This is a genomic window from uncultured Ruegeria sp. (assembly GCF_947489545.1).
GTDB lineage: Bacteria > Pseudomonadota > Alphaproteobacteria > Rhodobacterales > Rhodobacteraceae > Ruegeria.
This window is the reverse complement of the sequence record NZ_CANLDZ010000013.1, coordinates 47,465-68,625: the sequence shown is the minus strand read 5'-3', so window position 1 is coordinate 68,625 and position 21,161 is coordinate 47,465. Positions and strand designations below refer to the sequence as shown.

At 57.2% G+C, this 21,161-nt stretch carries 15 protein-coding genes; 9 read left to right on the top strand and 6 right to left on the bottom strand.

Annotation, left to right across the window (positions count from 1 at the left end; all coding sequences use genetic code 11):
• Window positions 1–54: 54 nt before the first annotated feature.
• Complete coding sequence (gene trpA, locus Q1B13_RS17145) at window positions 55–846, bottom strand: tryptophan synthase subunit alpha (RefSeq protein ID WP_299082528.1); 792 nt, start codon at window positions 844–846, stop codon at window positions 55–57.
• Window positions 847–925: 79 nt separating this feature from the next.
• Window positions 926–1,414 (bottom strand): acyloxyacyl hydrolase, encoded by a 489-nt coding sequence (locus Q1B13_RS17140; RefSeq protein WP_298936600.1) that lies wholly within the window; start codon window positions 1,412–1,414, stop codon window positions 926–928.
• 211 nt (window positions 1,415–1,625) lie between these two features.
• Between Q1B13_RS17140 and ychF the strand changes: the two genes are divergently transcribed.
• The 5 genes from ychF (at window position 1,626) to Q1B13_RS17115 (ending at window position 8,896) form a co-directional block, all read left to right on the top strand.
• Window positions 1,626–2,723, top strand: coding sequence for a redox-regulated ATPase YchF (gene ychF, locus Q1B13_RS17135; RefSeq protein WP_299082525.1), 1,098 nt, complete (start codon window positions 1,626–1,628; stop codon window positions 2,721–2,723).
• 70 nt (window positions 2,724–2,793) lie between these two features.
• Window positions 2,794–3,675: a LysR family transcriptional regulator gene (locus Q1B13_RS17130; protein ID WP_299082523.1), complete on the top strand. Its 882-nt coding sequence runs from the start codon at window positions 2,794–2,796 to the stop codon at window positions 3,673–3,675.
• 85 nt (window positions 3,676–3,760) lie between these two features.
• Complete coding sequence (locus Q1B13_RS17125) at window positions 3,761–5,464, top strand: NAD(P)H-dependent oxidoreductase subunit E (protein ID WP_299082521.1); 1,704 nt, start codon at window positions 3,761–3,763, stop codon at window positions 5,462–5,464.
• Window positions 5,465–5,477: 13 nt separating this feature from the next.
• Window positions 5,478–8,261, top strand: a complete 2,784-nt coding sequence (fdhF, locus tag Q1B13_RS17120; protein WP_299082519.1) for a formate dehydrogenase subunit alpha — start codon at window positions 5,478–5,480, stop codon at window positions 8,259–8,261.
• 119 nt (window positions 8,262–8,380) lie between these two features.
• Entirely contained in the window at window positions 8,381–8,896 is a 516-nt protein-coding gene (locus Q1B13_RS17115; protein ID WP_299082517.1) for a thioesterase family protein, read from the top strand.
• Window positions 8,897–8,914: 18 nt separating this feature from the next.
• Here Q1B13_RS17115 and Q1B13_RS17110 read toward each other — a convergent pair whose 3' ends face one another.
• The 3 genes from Q1B13_RS17110 to Q1B13_RS17100 form a co-directional block, all read right to left on the bottom strand.
• The gene (locus Q1B13_RS17110) at window positions 8,915–13,003 is read right to left on the bottom strand and encodes a translocation/assembly module TamB domain-containing protein (RefSeq protein ID WP_299082515.1); all 4,089 of its coding nucleotides are present in this window, start codon (window positions 13,001–13,003) and stop codon (window positions 8,915–8,917) included.
• Window positions 13,000–14,805 carry an autotransporter assembly complex family protein gene (locus Q1B13_RS17105; protein WP_299082513.1) on the bottom strand — a complete coding sequence of 602 codons (1,806 nt, stop codon included), beginning with the start codon at window positions 14,803–14,805 and terminating at the stop codon, window positions 13,000–13,002. The genes Q1B13_RS17110 and Q1B13_RS17105 overlap by 4 nt, the downstream gene beginning before the upstream one ends.
• 142 nt (window positions 14,806–14,947) lie before the next feature.
• Window positions 14,948–16,180, bottom strand: coding sequence for a urate hydroxylase PuuD (locus Q1B13_RS17100; RefSeq protein WP_299082510.1), 1,233 nt, complete (start codon window positions 16,178–16,180; stop codon window positions 14,948–14,950).
• A gap of 96 nt (window positions 16,181–16,276) precedes the next feature.
• On the opposite strand from Q1B13_RS17100, the gene Q1B13_RS17095 reads away from it, so the two are divergent.
• Complete coding sequence (locus Q1B13_RS17095; protein ID WP_299082508.1) at window positions 16,277–17,191, top strand: LysR family transcriptional regulator; 915 nt, start codon at window positions 16,277–16,279, stop codon at window positions 17,189–17,191.
• A 4-nt stretch (window positions 17,192–17,195) separates the two neighbouring features.
• On the opposite strand, the gene uraH is transcribed toward Q1B13_RS17095, so the two are convergent.
• Window positions 17,196–17,552, bottom strand: a complete 357-nt coding sequence (uraH, locus tag Q1B13_RS17090; RefSeq protein ID WP_299082506.1) for a hydroxyisourate hydrolase — start codon at window positions 17,550–17,552, stop codon at window positions 17,196–17,198.
• Window positions 17,553–17,722: 170 nt separating this feature from the next.
• On the opposite strand from uraH, the gene puuE reads away from it, so the two are divergent.
• The 3 genes from puuE to Q1B13_RS17075 are packed head-to-tail and all read left to right on the top strand — an operon-like array spanning window position 17,723 to window position 21,117.
• Window positions 17,723–19,141: an allantoinase PuuE gene (gene puuE / locus Q1B13_RS17085; protein WP_299082504.1), complete on the top strand. Its 1,419-nt coding sequence runs from the start codon at window positions 17,723–17,725 to the stop codon at window positions 19,139–19,141.
• On the top strand, window positions 19,138–19,644 hold the full coding sequence (locus Q1B13_RS17080; RefSeq protein ID WP_299082501.1) for an ureidoglycolate lyase: 507 nt from the start codon (window positions 19,138–19,140) through the stop codon (window positions 19,642–19,644). Before puuE ends, Q1B13_RS17080 begins: the two co-directional genes overlap by 4 nt.
• 42 nt (window positions 19,645–19,686) lie before the next feature.
• Window positions 19,687–21,117, top strand: coding sequence for a nucleobase:cation symporter-2 family protein (locus tag Q1B13_RS17075; RefSeq protein ID WP_299082499.1), 1,431 nt, complete (start codon window positions 19,687–19,689; stop codon window positions 21,115–21,117).
• Window positions 21,118–21,161 lie beyond the last annotated feature (44 nt).

Genomic DNA, 21,161 nt, shown 5'->3' with positions numbered 1-21,161 from the left:
GCTGGCCTGAGGCAAACTGCGGCTAAAGAAGCGTTTGAAGTTGTTGTTAGAGGCTTAGGCCGAGTGAGCTCCGTCAGATAGGGTCTTCACAAACTCTAGCACTTCGGCGACCGGCTTTCCGGCCCCGATTTGACCGACAATGGCCGAGCCCACAACAGCCCCATCTGCCACACTTGCAATGGTACGTGACTTTTCCGGTGTATTGATGCCGAATCCGACGATTACTGGCAGGTCGGTCTGCGATTTGATCCGCGCAACCTCGGGTCCGACATCCTGAGCTTCTGCCTCGGCCGCGCCGGTAATACCCGTGATTGACACGTAATAAACGAAGCCCGACGTGTTCTGCAAAACACGGGGCAGGCGCTTGTCATCTGTTGTTGGTGTCGCCAGACGGATGAAGTTCAATCCGGCGGCCTGTGCAGGCAGGCACAGCTCGTCATCTTCTTCAGGTGGCAGGTCGACAACAATCAGCCCGTCGATACCGGCAGCTTTTGCATCCGTAAGGAACGTATCAACGCCGCGGCTATAGATTGGATTGTAATATCCCATCAAAACAATCGGCGTGGTGTCGTCGGTCTCACGGAAGGTGCGCGCCAAATCCAACGTGCGCTGCAACGTCATGCCGCCGTCCAATGCGCGTTGTCCCGCCAGTTGAATCGTGGGGCCATCGGCCATTGGGTCGGTGAAGGGCAGGCCCAGCTCGATCACATCGACACCAGCTCCCGGCAAACCCTTGACCACCTCAAGCGAGGTTTCATAGTCAGGGTCTCCGGCCATGATATAGGCGACAAAGGCTTTTTTGCCCTCGGCTTTCAGTGCGGCAAACTTTGCGTCGATACGGCTCATCAGATGTCCTTGCAAACAGGTTTGGACCTGATGTGCAGAAACTTTGACCGAAAATCAATCCCGCCTCGTTGCGAATGGATTAGAACGCGTAATGATACCGCAGCAAAAGAGCGTTCACCCCGGGATTTTCGTCCTGGGTGCTGGCATTGGATTTATGTGTCACCGCGACCGAAATCTTGTTGCCGCTGTTCAAGGTATAGCCAAGGCCCAGCAGGCTGCGGATCTGAAAGCTACCGCCCAGATCGTTCAGATCATTTCCTTCGTCATAATACCCGGGCATGACGCTGCCCTCGACAAACCAGCGATCACCCAGCGTATAGACGCCGATCAGCCCAGCGCCAATATGTGTGTCGCCATCAGCGTCGACCGACAAAGCAGCACCCCAAGTGGCACTGAACCGCGTCGCTTGATGAAAGGGACTGTGTTGGTATTCCAGGGACAAAATAGCCTGATCCTCGGACATACTGTCCGAATAATCTGCATATCCAGCGCCAAATATGATGGATTGCGCAGGCGCAGCGGTCGCGGCGCCAATGGCCACAGCGGAAACTAAAAGGAGTGTCTTCATATCAATCTATACGCAATTTGTTGTTGATGTCGTTCGCTAAGTGGTGACTTTAAAGCGCATTTTCAGATTTACACAAGCAAACAAGCATCGAAAACTACCGAACATTATTGTGATGTGTCCAAACAGGCTCAATTGAGTGTTGCCTGCCAACCGCTTGCGCATTGAGCCTGACCTGCCTAGAAGCAGCCGCGAATGGCATCAGGAGACCACCATGGGCTTTAAAATGGGAATTGTGGGTTTGCCGAATGTGGGCAAATCGACCCTCTTCAACGCGCTGACCAAAACCGCGGCCGCTCAGGCTGCGAATTTCCCGTTCTGCACGATTGAACCCAATGTGGGCGACGTGGCCGTGCCTGATGATCGGCTGGACAAGCTGGCGGCGATTGCAAGCTCGAAACAGATCATCCCGACAAGGATGACTTTTGTGGATATTGCAGGTCTGGTCAAAGGCGCCTCGCAGGGGGAAGGGCTGGGCAATCAGTTTCTGGCCAACATCCGCGAAACCGACGCAATAGCTCATGTCCTGCGATGTTTCGAAGATGGTGATGTGACCCATGTCGACGGGCGCGTCGATCCGGTGGCAGATGCTGATACCATCGAGACTGAACTGATGCTGGCGGATCTGGAAAGTATTGAAAAACGCCGCGCAAACTTGGTGCGCAAGCTTAAAGGCAACGACAAGGAAGCCCAGCAGCAGGAACGTCTGTTGGCCGAAGCGCAGGCAATGCTGGAAAGTGGCAGACCCGCGCGTCTGGTCGAGGTCAGCGATGAGGATTCAAAAGCCTGGAAGATGCTGCAGCTGCTGACGACAAAGCCTGTGCTTTATGTCTGCAACGTGTCGGAAGAAGAAGCGGCGGAGGGAAATGAATATTCGACCCGCGTCGCTGAAATGGCCGCTGCACAGGGCAATTCTCACGTCATCATCAGCGCCAAGATCGAAGAAGAGATCAGCCTGCTGGAAGAGGACGAAGCCCAGATGTTCCTTGAGGAGATGGGTCTGGAAGAACCTGGTCTCGACCGCCTGATCCGCGCCGGTTACGATTTGCTCAAGCTGGAAACCTATTTCACTGTTGGCCCGAAAGAGGCCCGTGCGTGGACCATTCGGACAGGAACGGTCGCGCCACAGGCGGCTGGTGTTATTCATGGTGATTTCGAAAAGGGTTTCATCCGCGCTGAAACCATCGCTTATGACGACTATATCGCGGCCGATGGGGAACAGGGGGCCAAAGAGGCTGGCAAGATGCGGGCCGAAGGCAAAGGTTATGTTGTCAAGGACGGTGACGTGATGCACTTCTTGTTCAACACCTGATCAATAAGGGTCTTTTCCTGCAGCCAGAGAAGGTTATCCTGCCCCACCTGTCAGCACGCCGAGGCCCAGAGTGATCGAGATTCGCGACCTGCAATTGCTCAGCGCTTTGGCGCGGCACCGACACTTTGCCAAAGCGGCCGAGGAATGCGGGATATCTCAGCCCGCGTTTTCGATGCGCATCCGCAATCTCGAAGATCGGTTGGGTGTGTCAATCGTGCGCCGCGCCAATCGGTTTCAAGGTCTGACCGAAGAAGGCGAGATGATTGTTCGTCGGGCACGCCGCATTCTGGATGATGCCAAAGCGCTGGAACAGCAGGTCTTGGCAACCCGCGGTGAAATCACCGGCACGCTGATTTTCGGTGTGATCCCCACTGCGACCGCATTTACGGGCCGCTTGATCAAACGGCTGCAGCAGGCCCATCCTCGCATCCTGTCCCGGATCGAAACCATGTCAGCCAATGCCATTCAGCATCGGCTTGACGAGGGCAGTCTGGATGCTGGCGTGACTTATGGCGATAGTATCGGCACCGACCTGCGTCAGGTTCAGCCCTTGTATGAAGAGACCTATGTCCTGCTGATCCCCGCGCACATGACGGGTGAAACCGGGCCGATTCCCTGGGCGCGGGTGGCTGATTTTCCAATCAGCCTGCTGGAGCCGCAAATGCAGAATCGGCGCATTCTGGATCGGATATTTTCAGAACAGGGTCTTCATCCGCATGTGGTGGCAGAAACCAGCGGATTTACCGCGTCGATGGTTATGGCCCGCGAGGGTCTGGCCGCAACCGTTGTGCCCCGCGTTCTGGTGCGGGCGTTGGGAGAACTCAAAGGCACGAAGGTACTGCCGCTGATCGATCCTGTTGTAAGTAAACCGATTTGTCTGGCGACCCTCACGCGCGATCCCGAATTGCCGACGGTTGCGGCATTGCGCGCCGTCGTGGCGTCTTTACGGTGATAACCTGTCGTTATCGTGCGATAGTGATATGCGATTTGACGATATGCTAACCTGATGAGAGACCAAACCTCAATCGGAGGGCATCATGGCACCATTAGATACCAAGCCATCAGGCGCACCCAGGGGCGTCTGGAAGTCAGGTAAAGGCAAAGGGCGGCACACGCCCAAAGGCCGTCAGTTCACGGATGAGGCACAGGCCGAGATATCGCGCCTGCTGGGCGACCGCCCGCGCCGCCGCGATCTGCTGATTGAATTTCTGCATTTGATCCAGGACGAACACGGCCATATCAGCGCCGATCACATCGCCGCTTTGGCCGTCGAGATGCGCGTGGGCCAGGCCGAGATCTATGAGACTGCCACTTTCTACGCCCATTTCGATGTGGTGAAAGAGGATGAAGCACCTCCGCCTGCGCTGACAATCCGTGTCTGTGATTCCCTGTCCTGTGAAATGGCTGGGGCCCAGCAGTTGCAAAAGGCGCTCGAGGATGGGTTGGATGCATCGCAGGTGCGCGTCCTCCGCGCGCCCTGCATGGGACGCTGCGATACGGCGCCGGTGCTTGAGATTGGCCACAACCATATCGATCACGCGACCCCCGAAAAGGTAAAGGCCGCGATTGCCGCCAGTGACACCCACGCACATCTGCCCGACTATGAAACCTTTGCCGCCTATGCCAAAAACGGTGGCTACGCCAAGCTGAAAGAGCTGCGCGACAGCGGCGACTGGGAGAAGGTGCAGGAAGACGTCCTGGCCTCGGGCCTGCGCGGTCTGGGTGGTGCTGGCTTCCCGTCGGGCAAGAAATGGGGCTTTGTTCGCATGAACGAAGGTACCCGCTATCTGGCGGTGAACGGCGATGAGGGCGAACCCGGCACCTTCAAAGACCGCTATTATCTGGAGCGCCAGCCGCATGTCTTTCTAGAAGGCATGCTGATCGCTGCATGGGCGGTCGAGGCTGAGACCTGCTTCATCTACATGCGCGACGAATACCCGGCCGTTCTGGAAATCCTGCGTCGAGAGATTGCCGCGTTGGAAGAGGCTGGGATCGTTGAAAAAGGTTATATCGATCTGCGCCGGGGTGCTGGCGCCTATATCTGCGGTGAAGAATCCGCGATGATCGAGTCGATCGAGGGCAAAAAGGGCCTGCCGCGTCACCGCCCTCCGTTCGTGGCGCAGGTGGGGGTCTTCAATCGTCCAACCTTGGTACACAATGTCGAGACGCTCTACTGGGTCACCAAGGTCTGCCGCGAGGGGCCGGAATGCCTGAACAGCACCGAAAAGAATGGCCGTAAGGGTCTGCGCAGCTATTCGGTCTCGGGCCGCGTGGCCGAGCCGGGCGTTTACCTGCTGCCCGCAGGATCGACCATTCTGGACGTGATCGAGGCCGCCGGAGGTATGGCCGCGGGGCAGACCTTCAAGGCCTATCAACCGGGTGGGCCGTCTTCGGGCCTGCTGCCCGCATCCATCGACGATGTGCCACTGGATTTTGACACGCTGCAGCCGTTGGGCACGTTTATCGGCTCTGCTGCCGTGGTGGTTCTGTCAGATCAGGATACCGCCCGCGATGCGGCGCTGAACATGCTGCGGTTTTTCGAAGATGAAAGCTGCGGTCAGTGCACACCCTGCCGGGCAGGCTGCGAAAAGGCGGTCAAGCTGATGCAGGCCGACAAATGGGATCAGGACCTGCTGGAAGATTTGTGTCAGGTCATGGGTGATGCCTCGATCTGCGGGCTGGGGCAGGCGGCCCCGAACCCGATCCGCCTGGTCATGAAACACTTCGCCGACGAAATCTGAGGGAGACAGAGCCATGCTTGATGCAAGCCCGAACAAAACCGTCACCTTCAACCTGAACGGCGATGATGTCACCGTGCCCGAAGGCTGGACCATCTGGGAAGCCGCCAAGGGGCAGGGGTTCACCATTCCGCACCTGTGCCATAAACCGCAACCGGGCTACAAACCCGATGGCAACTGCCGCGCCTGTATGGTCGAAGTTGAAGGCGAGCGCACGCTGGTCGCCTCGTGCATCCGTCCGGCTGCGGACGGAATGGTGGTAAAAACCGATAGTGATCGGGCCGAGAAATCGCGCGCAATGGTCATGGAACTGCTGGTCTCGGATCAGCCTGAGCAGCCGCATGATGTGTCCAGTCACTTCTGGGACATGGCCAAGCTGAACGATGTCAACGACAGCCGCTTCCCGGCGAAAGAAGCCGCGAAAATTCCGCTGTTGGATGACAGCCATGTCGCGATGCGTGTCAATCTGGACGCCTGCATCAACTGCAACCTCTGCGTCCGGGCTTGCCGCGATGTGCAGGTGAATGATGTGATCGGCATGGCCGGTCGTGGACACACCGCGCAGGTGGTGTTTGACCAGAACGACCCGATGGGGGATTCGACCTGTGTTGCCTGTGGTGAATGTGTTCAGGCCTGTCCAACCGGTGCGCTGATGCCAGCAACTGTGTTGGACGACAACCAGCAAGGCGACAGCAAAGACTACGATTCCGAGACCGAAAGCGTCTGCCCGTTCTGTGGCGTCGGCTGCAAAGTCTCGCTGAAGGTCAAGGACGGCAAGGTCAAGTATGTCGAGGGCATCAACGGTCCTGCGAACGAAGGTCGCCTGTGTGTCAAAGGCCGCTTTGGCTTTGACTATATCCACCACCCGCACCGCCTGACCAAGCCGCTGATCCGTCGTGAGGGTGCGCCAGAAAAGGGCCTGAACGTCGATCCGGGTAATCTGTCGACCCATTTCCGCGAGGCGACTTGGGAAGAGGCAATGGATCTGGCGGCCACCAAGCTGAAGGCGCTGCGTGATGAAGATCCGCGCAACGTCGCTGGCTTTGGCTCGGCCAAATGCACCAATGAAGAAGCCTATCTGTTCCAGAAGTTCATTCGTCAGGGCTTCAAGCACAACAACGTCGATCACTGCACCCGTTTGTGCCACGCGTCGTCCGTGGCGGCACTGATCGAAAACGTGGGCTCGGGCGCTGTGACCGCGACCTTCAACGAGGTCGAGAACTCGGATGTGGTTATCATCATCGGGGCCAACCCGATCGAGAACCACCCTGTCGCGGCGACTTACTTTAAGCAGTTCACCAAACGAGGTGGCAAGCTGATCGTGATGGACCCGCGCGGTGTCGGGATGCGAAAGTTTGCGGATGAAATGCTGCAGTTCCGTCCCGGCGCTGATGTCTCGATGCTCAACGCGATCATGAACGTGATCGTCGAGGAAGAGCTGTACGACAGCCAGTACATCCACCGCTGGACCGAGAACTGGGAAGCCGAAAAAGAGCATCTGCGCGCCTTCACGCCCGAGGCAATGGCGCCCATTTGTGGCATTGAGCCAGATCAGCTGCGCCGTGTCGCGCGTACCTTCGCGCAGGCCAAGGCTGGTCTGATCTTCTGGGGTATGGGCGTCAGCCAGCACATTCACGGCACCGACAATTCGCGTTGCCTGATCTCGCTGGCATTGATGACCGGCAATGTTGGTAAACCCGGCGCGGGTCTGCACCCGCTGCGGGGCCAGAACAACGTGCAGGGCGCGTCTGACGCGGGTCTGATCCCAATGTTCCTGCCGGATTATCAGTCGGTTATGGATGACGGCATTCGGGCCAAGTTCAACAACGTCTGGAACTCAGACGACTTCTCGAACGAGAAGGGGCTGACTGTGACCGAAATCATCGATCAGGCGTATGCGGGCAACATCAAGGGCATGTATATTCAGGGCGAAAACCCGGCCATGTCCGATCCGGATGTTGGTCACGCACGGGAAGCTTTGGCCAAGCTGGAGCTGATGATCGTACAGGACATCTTCCTGACCGAAACCGCGAACTATGCCGACATCATCCTGCCCGCCTCGGCGCTGTATGAAAAGAACGGCACCGTGTCGAACACCAACCGCCAGGTGCAGCGGGTGCGTCCGGCTGTGACGCCTCCGGGCGAGGCGCGCGAGGACTGGAAGATCACGGTTGAGCTGGCACAGCGCATTGGGCTGAACTGGGATTACACGGATGTGTCGCAGGTGTTTGATGAGATGAAGCTGACCATGGCGTCGCTCGACAACATTACCTGGGAGCGGCTTGAAACCGAGACGATCACCTATCCGTCGCTCAGTGAAACTGATCCGGGTCAGGCGATCGTGTTTGGTGATGGTTTCCCCCGTGCTGACGGCCGCGCGAAGTTCACCCCGGCCAGCGTGATCCCGCCGGATGAAGCGCCCGATGACGAATACCCAATGATCGCCACCACAGGCCGTCAGTTGGAACACTGGCACACTGGGTCGATGACCCGGCGCGCTACGGTGCTTGACGCGGTAGAGCCCGAGGCGAACTGTTCGATGAATACGCGTCAGCTGAAGCTGATGGGGATCGAACCGGGTGAAACGATCCGCCTGACTACACGCCGTGGTTCGATCGAGATCATGGTGCGGGCCGATCGCGCGATTGCCGAGGATATGGTGTTCATACCGTTTGCCTATGTCGAGGCTGCGGCGAATATCCTGACCAACTCTGCCATCGATCCTTATGGCAAAATCCCCGAGTTTAAATTCTCGGCCATTCGCGTCGAAAAGATCGAGGATGCCATTGCGGCAGAGTAACCTTTCAGCCTGCTAAAACACATAGGGCGGCCCTAAATAGGCCGCCCTTTTGCGTGTCAAAGCTGGACTTTCGGCCCGCATGTCGCCTTGATGTATACGCCTGAACGAGGGGAACACAGATGGCGAACACGTCTTTGGGTGGACATGACGGTCCGTATCCGGCGCCGGTTGAAATCCGCGGAGGAGCGGTGGACCCCGCTTGGATCGACTACAATGGCCACATGAATGTCGGATACTACGGTGTGGCTTTCGACATGGCGCTTGAGATACTAATGGTGGATCACCTCGGGTTGGGGGAGCTGCAGGTCAACGCGTTGGGGCAGGGCCCGTACATCATCCAGTCGCACCTGCATTTTCTGCGCGAGATTACCCAAGACACGCAGTTCCACTTTCACTTTCGAATGTTGGACGCCGACCCCAAAAGAGGTCACTATTTTGCACAGATGATCTCGACCTCAGATGGTCATGTCTGCGCCACACAAGAGGCTTTGTTTATGAATGTCAGCCACGACACCGGTCGCTCGGTGGCCTACCCGGATTGGGCGGTGGCACGCCTGATGCAGATGGTCGAGGATCACAAGTCTTTGGAACCGGCGTCACAGATTGGTCAACGGATCGGAATTCGTCGCAAGTAGGGCCACGGTGACGCGAGCTTAATAGTCCCTTGCGAAAAACACACCGATACCTGTTTCACCTTTGCCATCGACCGTGCCTTTGATGGAAAAATTATCCGTGACATCCAGGTTCAGGTTCACCTCGGTATCGCCTTCGGTGTTCACCGTGAAATCCGTGTAAAGGTTGTCGCTAAGATACGCGCCAGCCCCCAAACGGCCTGCGCCGCCTTCGGTCGCGCCAATGTCGACCGTATCAAGGCCGGTGGATTCACGCAGCCCCTTGGTCGCGTCGCCGCCCGCGCCGCTGAGCTGTGCTAATGAGGCTGCCATCTGCGCGATCAAAAAAGGCGATATCTCAGAAAAGCGGTTCCCGAAAAGCAGCATGGCCAGCGCCTCTTCGGCGGGGCGTTCCGGATCCGAGAACACATCAACCTCGGGTGAATCCAGCGGGCCCGCGATTTCTATGGTAGCCGTGCCGTCAGACGTGCTGGCCGAGGACTCGAATTCAATATACGGCTTCAGGTCGCCCTGCAGGCTGACAATGCCTTTTGTCAGCTGCAGCCTGCGGCCCAGAATGTCAAAAGTGCCCCGGATCAGATCAATCTGTCCGGAGGGAACAACAGATGTTGTGGTACCGCCGATCACGATGCGGCCACCCAGTTCCGCATTCACGCCACGGCCTCGGACGAACACGGCCTTCGGGGCGACCAGACTGACATCCAGCGCGATGCGGGAGTCGCTTTTGGATCCTTCTTCCTTCACGACCAACTGCGCGCGCTCACGAGTGACAAACCCTGCACGGCTTTCGTCGACATGTTGGATCTCGGGTATTGGCGCGGCGCCTACTGCACCGGAGGCCGCCGCAAGATTGATGTTGGTTTCGGCAAAATTGATTTGTCCGGCAAGCGAGCTATTCCCGGCCAGTGCTCCGGTCATGGCAATCTGGCCGTTCAGCGTAGTTTCGTACAACAACTTATCCGTCAGCACGAGGCTGTTGAGCTGCGTCGTGATCTGCGCATTGAAGGGCGGAGTTAGATCCACCGGCCCGCTGATTGTAAATCCGCCCCCGGCGCGCACTCCGCCGTTCAGCGATATCGTTGCACGGCTTTGGGCCAGATCGACCGAGCCGCTAATCCCGGTTATGGTCTGACCGGCTGTTGGGATCGCGAAGGATGTGCCGGACGTCGTGATTGTTCCACTTAGCGACTCCAGAGCTGGCTGGCCTTTTAGCGCCAGATTGAAGCGGGCGGATCCGTCGATTTTGTTGGGAGTGACAAAGATGTTGGCGATGCCAAGATTGACCCCGCCTTGTGCCGTCAGATCCGCATTTCCGCTGGTTTCGTCAAAGGTGCCCGCCACATCGCTATTGATGCTGGCCGGGCCTTTGGCGTTGGCGTCGATTGTCCAGACGCCATTGCTCCGCTTGGCATTTCCCGTGGCGGCAACGGTCCCGGGAAACTCTGGCGCGAAGCGTTCGATGCGATTGAGCTTGGCGTCAAAATCCAGATCAGCGGCCCCATCCGTGGCCACTGTTCCGGACAGGCTGGCATACGAGCTATCAGGCCCTTGCAGTTTGGCTGTTCCCTCAAACCCGGTAGCGGAAGGCGCAACATTTGCATCCAGTTGCAACGGACCGGACAAGGTGTTGGACAACCGCGCCAGATCATCCAGTTTGGCCGAAAAATCCAGCCCTCCAGATTGTCGATCCAACTGACCCGAGGCATTGGCCGACAAGGCCGTCCCATTCAGGCGAAAGTCGCGGATGTTAAGGCCGCTGTCCTCTTTCAATGCGTCGACCACCAGCGTCGTGCGTCCCTGAATTAGCTTGTCCAGTGCGGCAATGCCCGTTTGGATATCATTCGCGGTGACGTCGCCTTGGATATCAAAAGTCTGGCTGCTTTTTGCGCCCTTGCCCTGAACATCGCCCTTGATCGAGCCTGCCAGATCGCGCCCGGCAAGGCCGGACAGCACGGACAAATCCGGGACATTCATGCTGGCATGTCCATCGACGGCCAGATTACCCGTTGGATCATCGATCGTAGCGTCGACCTGCGCCGTCAACGCTGATCCGTTCACGGTCGCCTGGCGAACCACGATCTTTTGCTGTGACAGGGCGCCGTCAAATTCGACCGATGTCTGGCCGATCAGCAGCGGGTCGATCTCATCCATACCGGTTTTGATGTCACGTCCGGTGACGCTGGCGATGCCATCAAACTCCAGCGTTTGAACGGTGCCCATGCCGTCCAGTTTGGCCTGAACGCTGCCCCCCACTTCGCGCTTCGCCAAACCAGAAAAAACCGAAAGGTCCGGTGCATTGACGCTGGCCTGACCATCGATGGAAACGTTGCCATCTGCTGTTGTGACCTTGCCGCTGGCCTGTGCGCTTAATGCCTCTCCGTTCACGGCAAATTCGCGTACTGTCACGCCGTCTGTATCGCGCTTTGCATCCAACGTGATTGTTGTTTCACCCGTGATCAGCGGATCGATATCGTCACGCCCGGTGGATAAATCACTGCCATTGACGGCAAGCCTGCCATCGAAGCTACCTTCAATCGGTGATCCGCTGCCTGTAACCTGCGCCGAGGCTTTCCCGCCCAGATCCAGCTTGGCCAGTTCCGAAAAACGCGAGATGTCGGATGCTTCCAGCATGGCGGATCCGTCGATGTTCAGGCCACTGTTCAATCCGCTGATCAGGGCATCGACGCCCAACAGGAAATCCGACCCGATCAGTTCAAAGTCAGACAGGTTCAGAGACTGATCATCGCCATAGCCAAAAGTCCCATCCAAGGTGATGCGATCCCCAAGCGCCGTATCTAGGGCCGGGTCTGCCATGTCGATACCATCCAAAGCGGCCTGTAGATCACCGCTCACACTGACGTTGATCCCCTGATCCAAAACACCCTGCGCTGTTATCTGCGCGCGGTCCAGGTTGATGTTTTTGGATCGCACCGCATCGGCCGAAAGGTTCAAATCCCAAAGCCTGCCGTTCTGCTGATCAAAAAGCGCTGAAATCTGGGCCGCTTCCACAGACGTGTCCCCTCCGGATATCGGCAAAACGACGGTTTCCCCTTTGGGTGGTGTAATGCGCCCCTGCAGCGCAGCGACTTGAAGCGTGCCGCCAGCGCCCAGATTTAGATTGCCCTCCAAGCTCATGGCCTGAGAGGTGAACTTGAGATCATTGATGTCCAAGGCGCCATCCGGGTGGGTTTGCCCATCCACGAACAAGCTGGTTTCTTTGCCGAAGAACACGTCCATGTTTCTGGCCACAAAGGGGGTCAGATCGCCGCTGAGATCGGCTGTAAACGCGATCCCTTCACCTTCGGTTCCGTCGGGCTCAAGGGCCGAACGCAGACGCACCCGACCGCCAACGTATTCCTGATCGTTACTGGCCAGTCCGATGTCGGCGGTGAAGTCATCGACAGGTCCGGACCCTTTGGCCGTTAACTCGATCGGAGGTTCATTGGGGATTTTCAGCGCGGTTGAGATCAATCCACCTGAAGATTCAATTACCTTCAGGTCCAGGTCAATCTGGCTGCTGGAGTTTTGAAATCCAGCAGCCAAGATTATTTCATCGCCGGCCCGATCCAAACGGGTAATGTCCAGATTGGTGTCCAGCGTGCCGTCGGCCAAAGACAGGTTGCCATTTACGGCAAGTTCGGCCGCCACACCGATCAAAGGCTGACCGAGTGCGAGTTCATCAATCCGGATCTCTCCGATTTCAATCGCGACGGGCAATTCCGGCAGCTGGAAAGGCTGTGTTTCTGCGGATGGTGGCGGTTCATCCGTTGTGGTGGTGCCTGGTGCACGGGCAATATCTATCTCTTGCGCTGTCAGTGTATTGACCGCGAACCGACCGCGGATCAGGCCCAATCTGTTCCAGTCCAGTTCGGCATCCTTGATCGTCAACCATATGCCCTGGTCGTCAGACACCGTTATTTCCTGGATTGTCGCCCGAGAGCTCAGCGCCCCTTGCAGCCCTTTGACCGTGACGTTCTGATTATCCCCCGAGAGCGTATCCTGCAGGAACCGCTCGATCATGCTACCGCCTTGATCCTCTTGCGCTTGCACCACAACGGGGACGCAAGCCAGCGCGCCGATCAGAAGAGGGGTCGAAAGACGATGTATCAAAATGCCTGTCCAATGCCGATATAGAACTGCAGGCCGTCTCCGGTGTCGCCCTGAACGGGAACGGCAAGGTCAAGGCGCAGTGGGCCAAATCCACCCAGATCATATCTTACGCCAATCCCTGCGCCGGCGTGATCTTCTGCACCGCTGCCAACAAATGACGATGTATCCACGATACCGTAGTCATAAAACCCGACCAACGACAGGCTTTCGGTGACCCTGCCGCGTACTTCACCGGAAAACCCAAGAAAGGATTTACCGCCGGCAGTCCCAGTACCCACCGGAATCCCGAGGCTCTCAAACGGTTGTCCGCGTACTGTTCCGGCACCACCGGAAAAGAACAGAAAGTCTGGTGTGACGCCATCTGCAGGCGGACCAATAACGGACCCCAACTGAACCCGTCCGGCCAGAACCAAATTTCCAGCTGTTCCAAAACTGGTATAGGCGCGACCATCAAAATATAGCCTGAGACCGGTGTCTGAACCGGAAAAGCCCACAAACGGCATCACCTGCGAGTCCAGATAGAAACCACGGGTGGCGCTGATCTTGCTGTCGCGTTTGTCCCATTCCGAACGGAAGGGCAGGATGAAATACCGAAATTTACGCCCGTTGCCATAGGCGTCATCTGCATCAGACCACTGGAAACCGGCCGATGCTTCGGCGTAAAGTTGATCCGAAAACGTACGGCGTGCACCATAGGCCAGCGATGCCACTGTAACGTCGTAGTTTTCCGTGTTGCGCCGCTCCAGCAACGTGCTCCAGAATGTGGCGTCATCGGGCCCCAGACGGTCGGGTTGATCCAGTCTCAGACCGATCCGGCCATCTATATCCTCGGCTCCGCCAATGTTGCGCACAGCAGCCTCAAAGCGTAACCGCTCGGCCCGCCTGAACATGTTGCGATGGGTCCAGGTTGCGGTGACATCGACGCCATCGCGCGACGCAAGCTCCACACCAAAGGTCAGACGGCGCTTGGGCAGATCTTCAAACGTTGCATCGAAATCCAGGGTGCCGTCCGGGTTCGCAGTTTCCCTTTCTTGCAAAGACACCACGTTGAATGTCCCGGTCCGGCGAAGCCGGGTGCCGACTTTCTGGATCTGTGCGGGCGAATACACTTCGCCGCTGGGAAATCCAGCGATCTTTTCGATTGAACGGTGACGGACATCCGTGTCGCCATCGATGAACATCCTGCCAAAGGTCAGTCTGCGATCGGGATCAAGGTTGATTTGCGCGTCAAGCTGCGCCTGCGCGTGGCGCGCGATGACCTTTTGCCCGGCCACACTTGCCTTGGCGTGACCTGCGTCCCTCCAACCCTGAACACCCGCAGATGCGGCTTCTTGAATGGCACCTGTCGTTGCTAGTTTGCCGGGCGCAAACTGCTCGGGCAGTTCGGTGTTTGGGGCCAATGGTTGGATCGTGGCAGTTCCGAATTTGAATGTCGGACCGGTTTCGATGGTGATGACCGCACGATTGATTTGTGAGGGAACGCTGAGCGAGCTAAGCTCAGCAGCCTCCTGACCGTCGAGCTTGATGCTGACGACGGGGCTGAAATACCCTTCATCGTACAAAATCTGTACCAAGGTGCGATAGTCCGACAAGGCAGCAGACAGAATTTCCAGCGGCGTATCAAGTCCGCGGTTCTCGGCGGTCGCAACCGAAGATGTCTCTTCCAATCGCTCGACCAATTCCTTGGGTGCCCCTGGCGCCGTAAGCGTGGTTTCCAGGGCAGCCAGGCAGCTTGGTGCGAGAGCCATTACTGCTCCGATCATCCAGCATCTCAGAATGCCTGACGGCGTGCTCCCCTGCATCAAATAGCTCCAACTGTCCCTAGTCGAAATCAATTGTGCCGCGTTGTGATGTGATCGCAGCTCATTAAGCTTATGTTAGAGCATCTGAAACCCTTCGGGGAAAGGGTCTAAAAGTTTCCCCGGCCCATTTTAGGCCGAAACTTTAGTCGCGCTGTAATCCGGCGTTTCGGACCCACCGTATGATGGCGTCGCGATCCTCTGGTTCCATATACGTAACATTGGCAGGGGGCATTGCGTGACTGACGCCAGCTTGCAAATAGATTTGCTTTGCATTTCTGGCAGTGTCTGCCTCGGTTTCCAGCAAGACACCTTTAGGTGCCCACAGGATGCCTTCCCAAACCGGCTCGCGCGCATGGCACATGGAACAGCGCCCCAACACGACATCATGCGCTTCTTCGAAACCATCGGCTGAGGCGAAGCGTTGTTCAAACGGCGTCAGCGGCTGTGCTTCGGCTTCTTCCAGTGGTTTGTACATCGGCGCCGTCGACAGCCACATGATGGCTATGAACAAAAGCGCTGTAACCAGCCATGTCCAGGTCGGGTTGCCGCCGCGGGCGTGGCGGGTGTTGAAGTAGTGCCGGATAGTAACCCCCATCAGGAACACCAGCGCGGCTATGATCCAGTTGTATTGAGTCGCGAAGGCCAGCGGGTAATGGTTCGACAGCATCAGGAATACGACTGGCAGCGTCAGGTAGTTGTTATGAGTCGAGCGCAGCTTGGCGATCTTGCCGTATTTTGGGTCCGGTGTGCGCCCATTCTTGAGGTCATCCACAACGATCCGCTGGTTTGGCATGATGATGAAGAACACATTGGCTGTCATGATCGTGGCCGTAAACGCACCCAGATGCAGCATCATGGCCCGACCGGTGAAGATCTGACTATAGCCCCAACCCATCGCAACTAGCAGTACGAACAGCAGCACCATCAACAGCGTAGGACGCTCACCCAATCCGGATTCGCACAGAAAATCATAGACCAGCCAACCCACCGTCAGAGAGGCCGCAGAAATCAGGATGCCTTGCCACAACGCGAGGTCGGCTTTCTGAGCGTCGATCAGGTACAGCTCGCCGCCAACCCAGTAGACGATCATTAGCAACGCCGCCCCGCTGAGCCATGTGGCGTAGCTTTCCCATTTGAACCATGTCAGGTGTTCGGGCATCCGTTCGGGTGCCACCAGGTACTTCTGGATGTGATAAAACCCACCACCATGGACTTGCCATTCCTCGCCATCCGCAGGCCCGGGGATGTCGCGGTTCAGACCAAGGTCCAATGCGATGAAATAAAAGGACGATCCGATCCATGCGATGGCCGTGATGACGTGCAACCAGCGCACGGCAAAGGCCATCCAGTCCCAGAACACGGCGAAGTCATACATTCAAGTGGTCTCCGATTGCGTGCCGCCACACTAGGCAAGCGCGTATTTGTTCGGTATTCCCGTAAATTGTCAAACTGTATCAAAAAAAACGAAAAGATGTCCTATCTAGATAACATCCGCACCTTCGTCAGGGTCTACGATCTGGGCAGCATGTCTGCGGCTGGCCGCGACCTGCGCATTTCGCCTGCCGTCACCTCGGCAAGGATATCACAGCTTGAGGATCATCTGAGTGTTCGGCTGTTCCAGCGCACGACCCGGAATCTGACGCCGACCGAACAGGGACGGGCGTTTTACCCCGGCGCCGTATCGGTTCTGGATGCGGTGGACGAGGCCGAGGCGAAAGTGGTGCATCTGACCGAAGCGCCGCGCGGCTCTTTGTTTGTGGCGGCTCCTTTTGGCGTTGGGCGTCGTCTTCTGGCGCCTCACGTACCTGATTTTCTGGCGCTTTATCCTGAGATTGACGTGCGACTACGGCTGACCGACCGATCGGTAGACCTGACGACCGAAGGGTTGGATTTGGCGTTTTTCATCGGCCAGCCCGAAGACAGCACGCTGCGCATTCGCAAGATTGCCGATTGCCAGCGGGTGCTGTGCGCTGCGCCAGACTATGTGAAACGGCACGGCATGCCGCAGACCGGCGCCGATCTGATCTCAGGCAAGCATGAATGCCTGAACCTGAGGTTTCCGGGGGCGGCAGAGTTTCAATGGATGCTGGAAACGCTTGAAGGGCCCAAGAGGTTTGCGGTTTCGGGGCGCTTTGAATGTGATGATGGGGATGTGCTGACGGATTGGGCCCTGTCAGGCCAGGGCATCGCCCTGAAACCGGTGTTCGAGGTCGCAGACCATCTGAAAGCCGGCGACCTGATCCCGGTCGCGCCGCAATCTCCGCCTGTGCCGGTGCAAATGGCGTGCCTGTATACCCATCGCCGCCATCAAGACCCAAAGGCCCGGCTGTTTATGAATTTCATGATCGAGCTGATCCAAAAGGTGGTCAGCCCGTCGGGTGCTTGAAACCTTAGCTACCGCGATAGGTCGAATATCCGTATGGCGAAAGCAATAGGGGTACATGGTAGTGCGCCTCGGCATCCGACATACCAAATCGAATGGGGATCTGGTCCAAAAACAACGGTTCTTCTCCGGATTGACCCGAAGCACGAAGATAGTCTCCGGCGTAGAAAATCAGCTCGTAGGTGCCTGTCTTGAAATCTTCCTGCGGAAATATTGGGCTATTGGTGCGGCCATCCGCATTGGTCTGCATCTCTACAAGTTTCCGGTGGGAATTGCCGGTTACTTTGTAAAGTACGATTTTCATGCCCCCTGCCGGGCAACCTCGGGCGGTGTCCAGAACATGGGTCGTCAGAAATCCTGCCACGGTGGCCTCCTAATAGCTATGTATTTTCCTTTGCCACAGTGTGGGGCAAACATCAAAACTGTTGAAATGCCGAAAGAACCCGAAACACTGTTCGGATTGATTTGATAATCCTTCCCGGGTTTCTGCGCTATGGCAGTAACCAACGGACGAAAGAAAGGACGAAATCCGCGATGCAGCCTTCTCGTTACCCGCGTGACATGATCGGATATGGCGCCAATCCGCCGGATGCGCAATGGCCGGGTGGCGCAAAGCTCGCCGTTCAGATCGTGCTGAACTATGAGGAGGGTGGCGAAAACTGTGTTCTGCATGGTGATGCCGCATCCGAGGCATTTTTGTCCGAAATCGTCGGCGCCGCACCATGGCCCGAGCAACGTCATCTGAACATGGAATCGATCTATGAATATGGCGCGCGGGCCGGATTCTGGCGGCTCTATCGTCTGATGAAGGATCTGCCGATTACTGTTTATGGCGTGGCGACGGCCTTGGCCCGGTCGCCCGATCAGGTCGGCGCAATGAAGACCGCAGGATGGGAAATCGCCAGCCACGGACTCAGATGGGTCGAGCATAAGGACATGTCGAAAGACGATGAGCGTGCCCAAATTGCCGAGGCAATCCGCCTGCACACCGAAGTTGTCGGTGAACCTCCGCGTGGCTGGTACACCGGTCGATGCTCGGAAAACACGGTGACGCTGGCGGCTGAAGAGGGTGGGTTTGCCTATATCGCGGATACCTATGCCGATGACTTGCCCTATTGGACGCGTACGAGTGGTCGGGATCAGCTGATTGTGCCCTACACATTGGATTGCAATGACATGCGGTTTGCCACACCTCAGGGCTTCAATGCGGGCGATCAGTTCTTTTCCTATCTCAAAGACAGCTTTGATACGCTGTATAATGAAGGCGAAGAAGGTGCCCCGAAGATGCTGTCGATTGGGCTGCATTGCCGGCTTATTGGCCGCCCCGGCCGGGTGATGGCGCTAAAGCGCTTTCTGGACTATGCGCGCGGGTTTTCAGATGTATGGTTCGCAACGCGGCTTCAAGTCGCCGAGCATTGGGCGGCGACACATCCGCCACAAACACACCCCAAACCGTCACAGATGAGCCGTTCGGATTTTGTCGCCGACTACGGGGGGATATTTGAGCATTCAGCCTGGATTGCCGAGCGTGCCTTTGACCTCGAACTAGGCCCTGCTCATGACACGGCAGGCGGGGTACACAACGCCCTAACACGTATGTTCCGGTCGGCATCCGAGGACGAAAGACTGGGCGTGTTGACGGCTCATCCTGACTTGGCAGGCAAACTGGCACAGGCCAAGCGATTGACCAGCGAAAGTACATCAGAACAGGCATCAGCCGGATTGGATGCGCTGACAGATGACGAACGCGCGACGTTCACCGATTTGAACCAGCGCTATACGGCAAAGTTTGGATTTCCCTTTATCATTGCCGTTCGGGATCATGACAAAACCTCGATCCTTCAGGCGTTCCAACGCCGCATCGACCAAGATCGGACCACTGAATTCGCCGAAGCCTGCCGTCAGGTCGAACGGATCGCTGAATTCAGGCTGCGGGATGTTTTGCCGTCATGAGCCGTCAAATCGTGACCGAACCGATTTCTGCAAACGCCTTTGCGCCTTTTGGAGATCTGATTGAAGTGTCCGGCACCCCGGACAAAATCATCAATCAAGGCCAATGCGGGCGCTACCATGATCGCGCGAGAATGAGCTTTGCAGAAGGCCGCGCTGGGATAAACCTGTTTGACGCCAACCCGCGCAGTTTGCCCTACCGCCTTGATATGGTCGAACGTCACCCCGAGGGCAGCCAGGCCTTCATTCCCATGACCGAAAACCCATTTCTGGTCATCGTGGCACTGGATGAGCAAGGCATACCCGGCCAACCCCGCGCATTTTTGACCAAGTCGGGCCAGGCGGTGAACTATCACCGTGGTGTTTGGCATGGCGTGTTGACGCCGCTTCACAGCCCAGGCCTGTTTGCTGTTGTCGACAGAATTGGCGAAGGCGCAAACCTTGAAGAATACTGGTTTGATACGCCCTACCAGGTCGTAGCAGAACCCAATGAAGCCGCAGGATAAGTGGCGATACCCCCGTGAACTCTGACAGAGAGGACAGTACTCATGGCTGAAACTTCCATAGGAACGCCCGAACAGCTTCGGGATCCGAATTATACCCCGGCCTTGCACAAAGCCATCCCGCTGGGCATCCAGCACGTGCTGGCGATGTTCGTTTCGAATGTGACACCCGCGATCATTGTCGCTGGGGCCGCCGGGTTCGGATTCGGATCAAACTCGCCCGATTTTCCTGAACTTCTGTACCTGATCCAGATGTCGATGCTGTTTGCAGGCGTTGCAACCTTGTTGCAAACAATCACATTGGGGCCGGTTGGAGCAGCACTGCCCATTGTTCAGGGCACAAGCTTTGCCTTTCTGCCGATCATGATTCCGCTCGTTGCGGGGAAGGGTGTCGACGGATTGGCGGCATTGTTTGGTGGCGTGATCGTTGGTGGCGTGTTTCATGCCTGTCTGGGGGCCGTCATCGGCAAGATCCGATTTGCATTGCCACCGCTTGTGACCGGCCTTGTTGTCACGATGATTGGTCTGGCATTGGTTAAGGTCGGCATCCAATATGCGGCCGGCGGGGTGCCTGCCATCGGAACGCCGGAATATGGGTCCATGTTGAACTGGTCAGCCGCAATGGTTGTCGTGGTCGTTACACTGGGGCTCAAGTTCTTTACCCGCGGGATGCTTTCAGTTTCTGCTGTTCTGATCGGCCTGGTCGTTGGTTACCTCTACGCCCTGATGGTTGGCATGGTGACATTTGAAGCCATCGGAACCAGTTGGAGCCGGGCCTCGGCCTTCGCCCTGCCGGTGCCGTTCAAATACGGGTTCGAATTCTCATTTGCGGCCGTCATTGGGTTTTGTCTGATGGCATTCGTATCTGCCATTGAAACAGTTGGCGACGTGTCCGGTGTTACCAAGGGCGGGGCCGGGCGCGAGGCGACGGATGATGAGATTTCCGGCGCGACCTATGCCGACGGTTTTGGCTCGGCGCTTGCCGGTGTGTTCGGCGGCTTGCCCAACACGTCCTTCAGCCAGAATGTCGGCCTGATCGCCATGACGGGTGTCATGAGCCGCCATGTCGTGACAATCGGCGCTTTGTTCCTGATCCTTTGCGGCCTTGTCCCAAAAGTGGGCGCGATCATCCGAACCGTCCCGATCGAAGTGTTGGGCGGCGGTGTCATCGTCATGTTCGGAATGGTTGTAGCAGCGGGTGTTTCAATGCTGTCCGATGTCGACTGGAACCGGCGCAATATGGTGATCTTTGCTATTTCACTGTCCATCGGGTTTGGGTTGCAGCTTGAACCCGATGCCGTGCAACACTTGCCTGATACACTGGGCATTCTGATGAAAAGCGGCCTGCTTCCCGCGGCATTAATCGCCATCGTACTGAACCTGATCTTGCCAGATGAGCTGTCAGATGAGGCGACCGAGGAGGTTTCAGGCGGCCTGTCCGGGCATGGGGCCGGTAGCCTGCCGAAAGAACACTAGGCGCTTGGTAACGGATCGCAACGCAACGCGGGTGCGTTGCGATC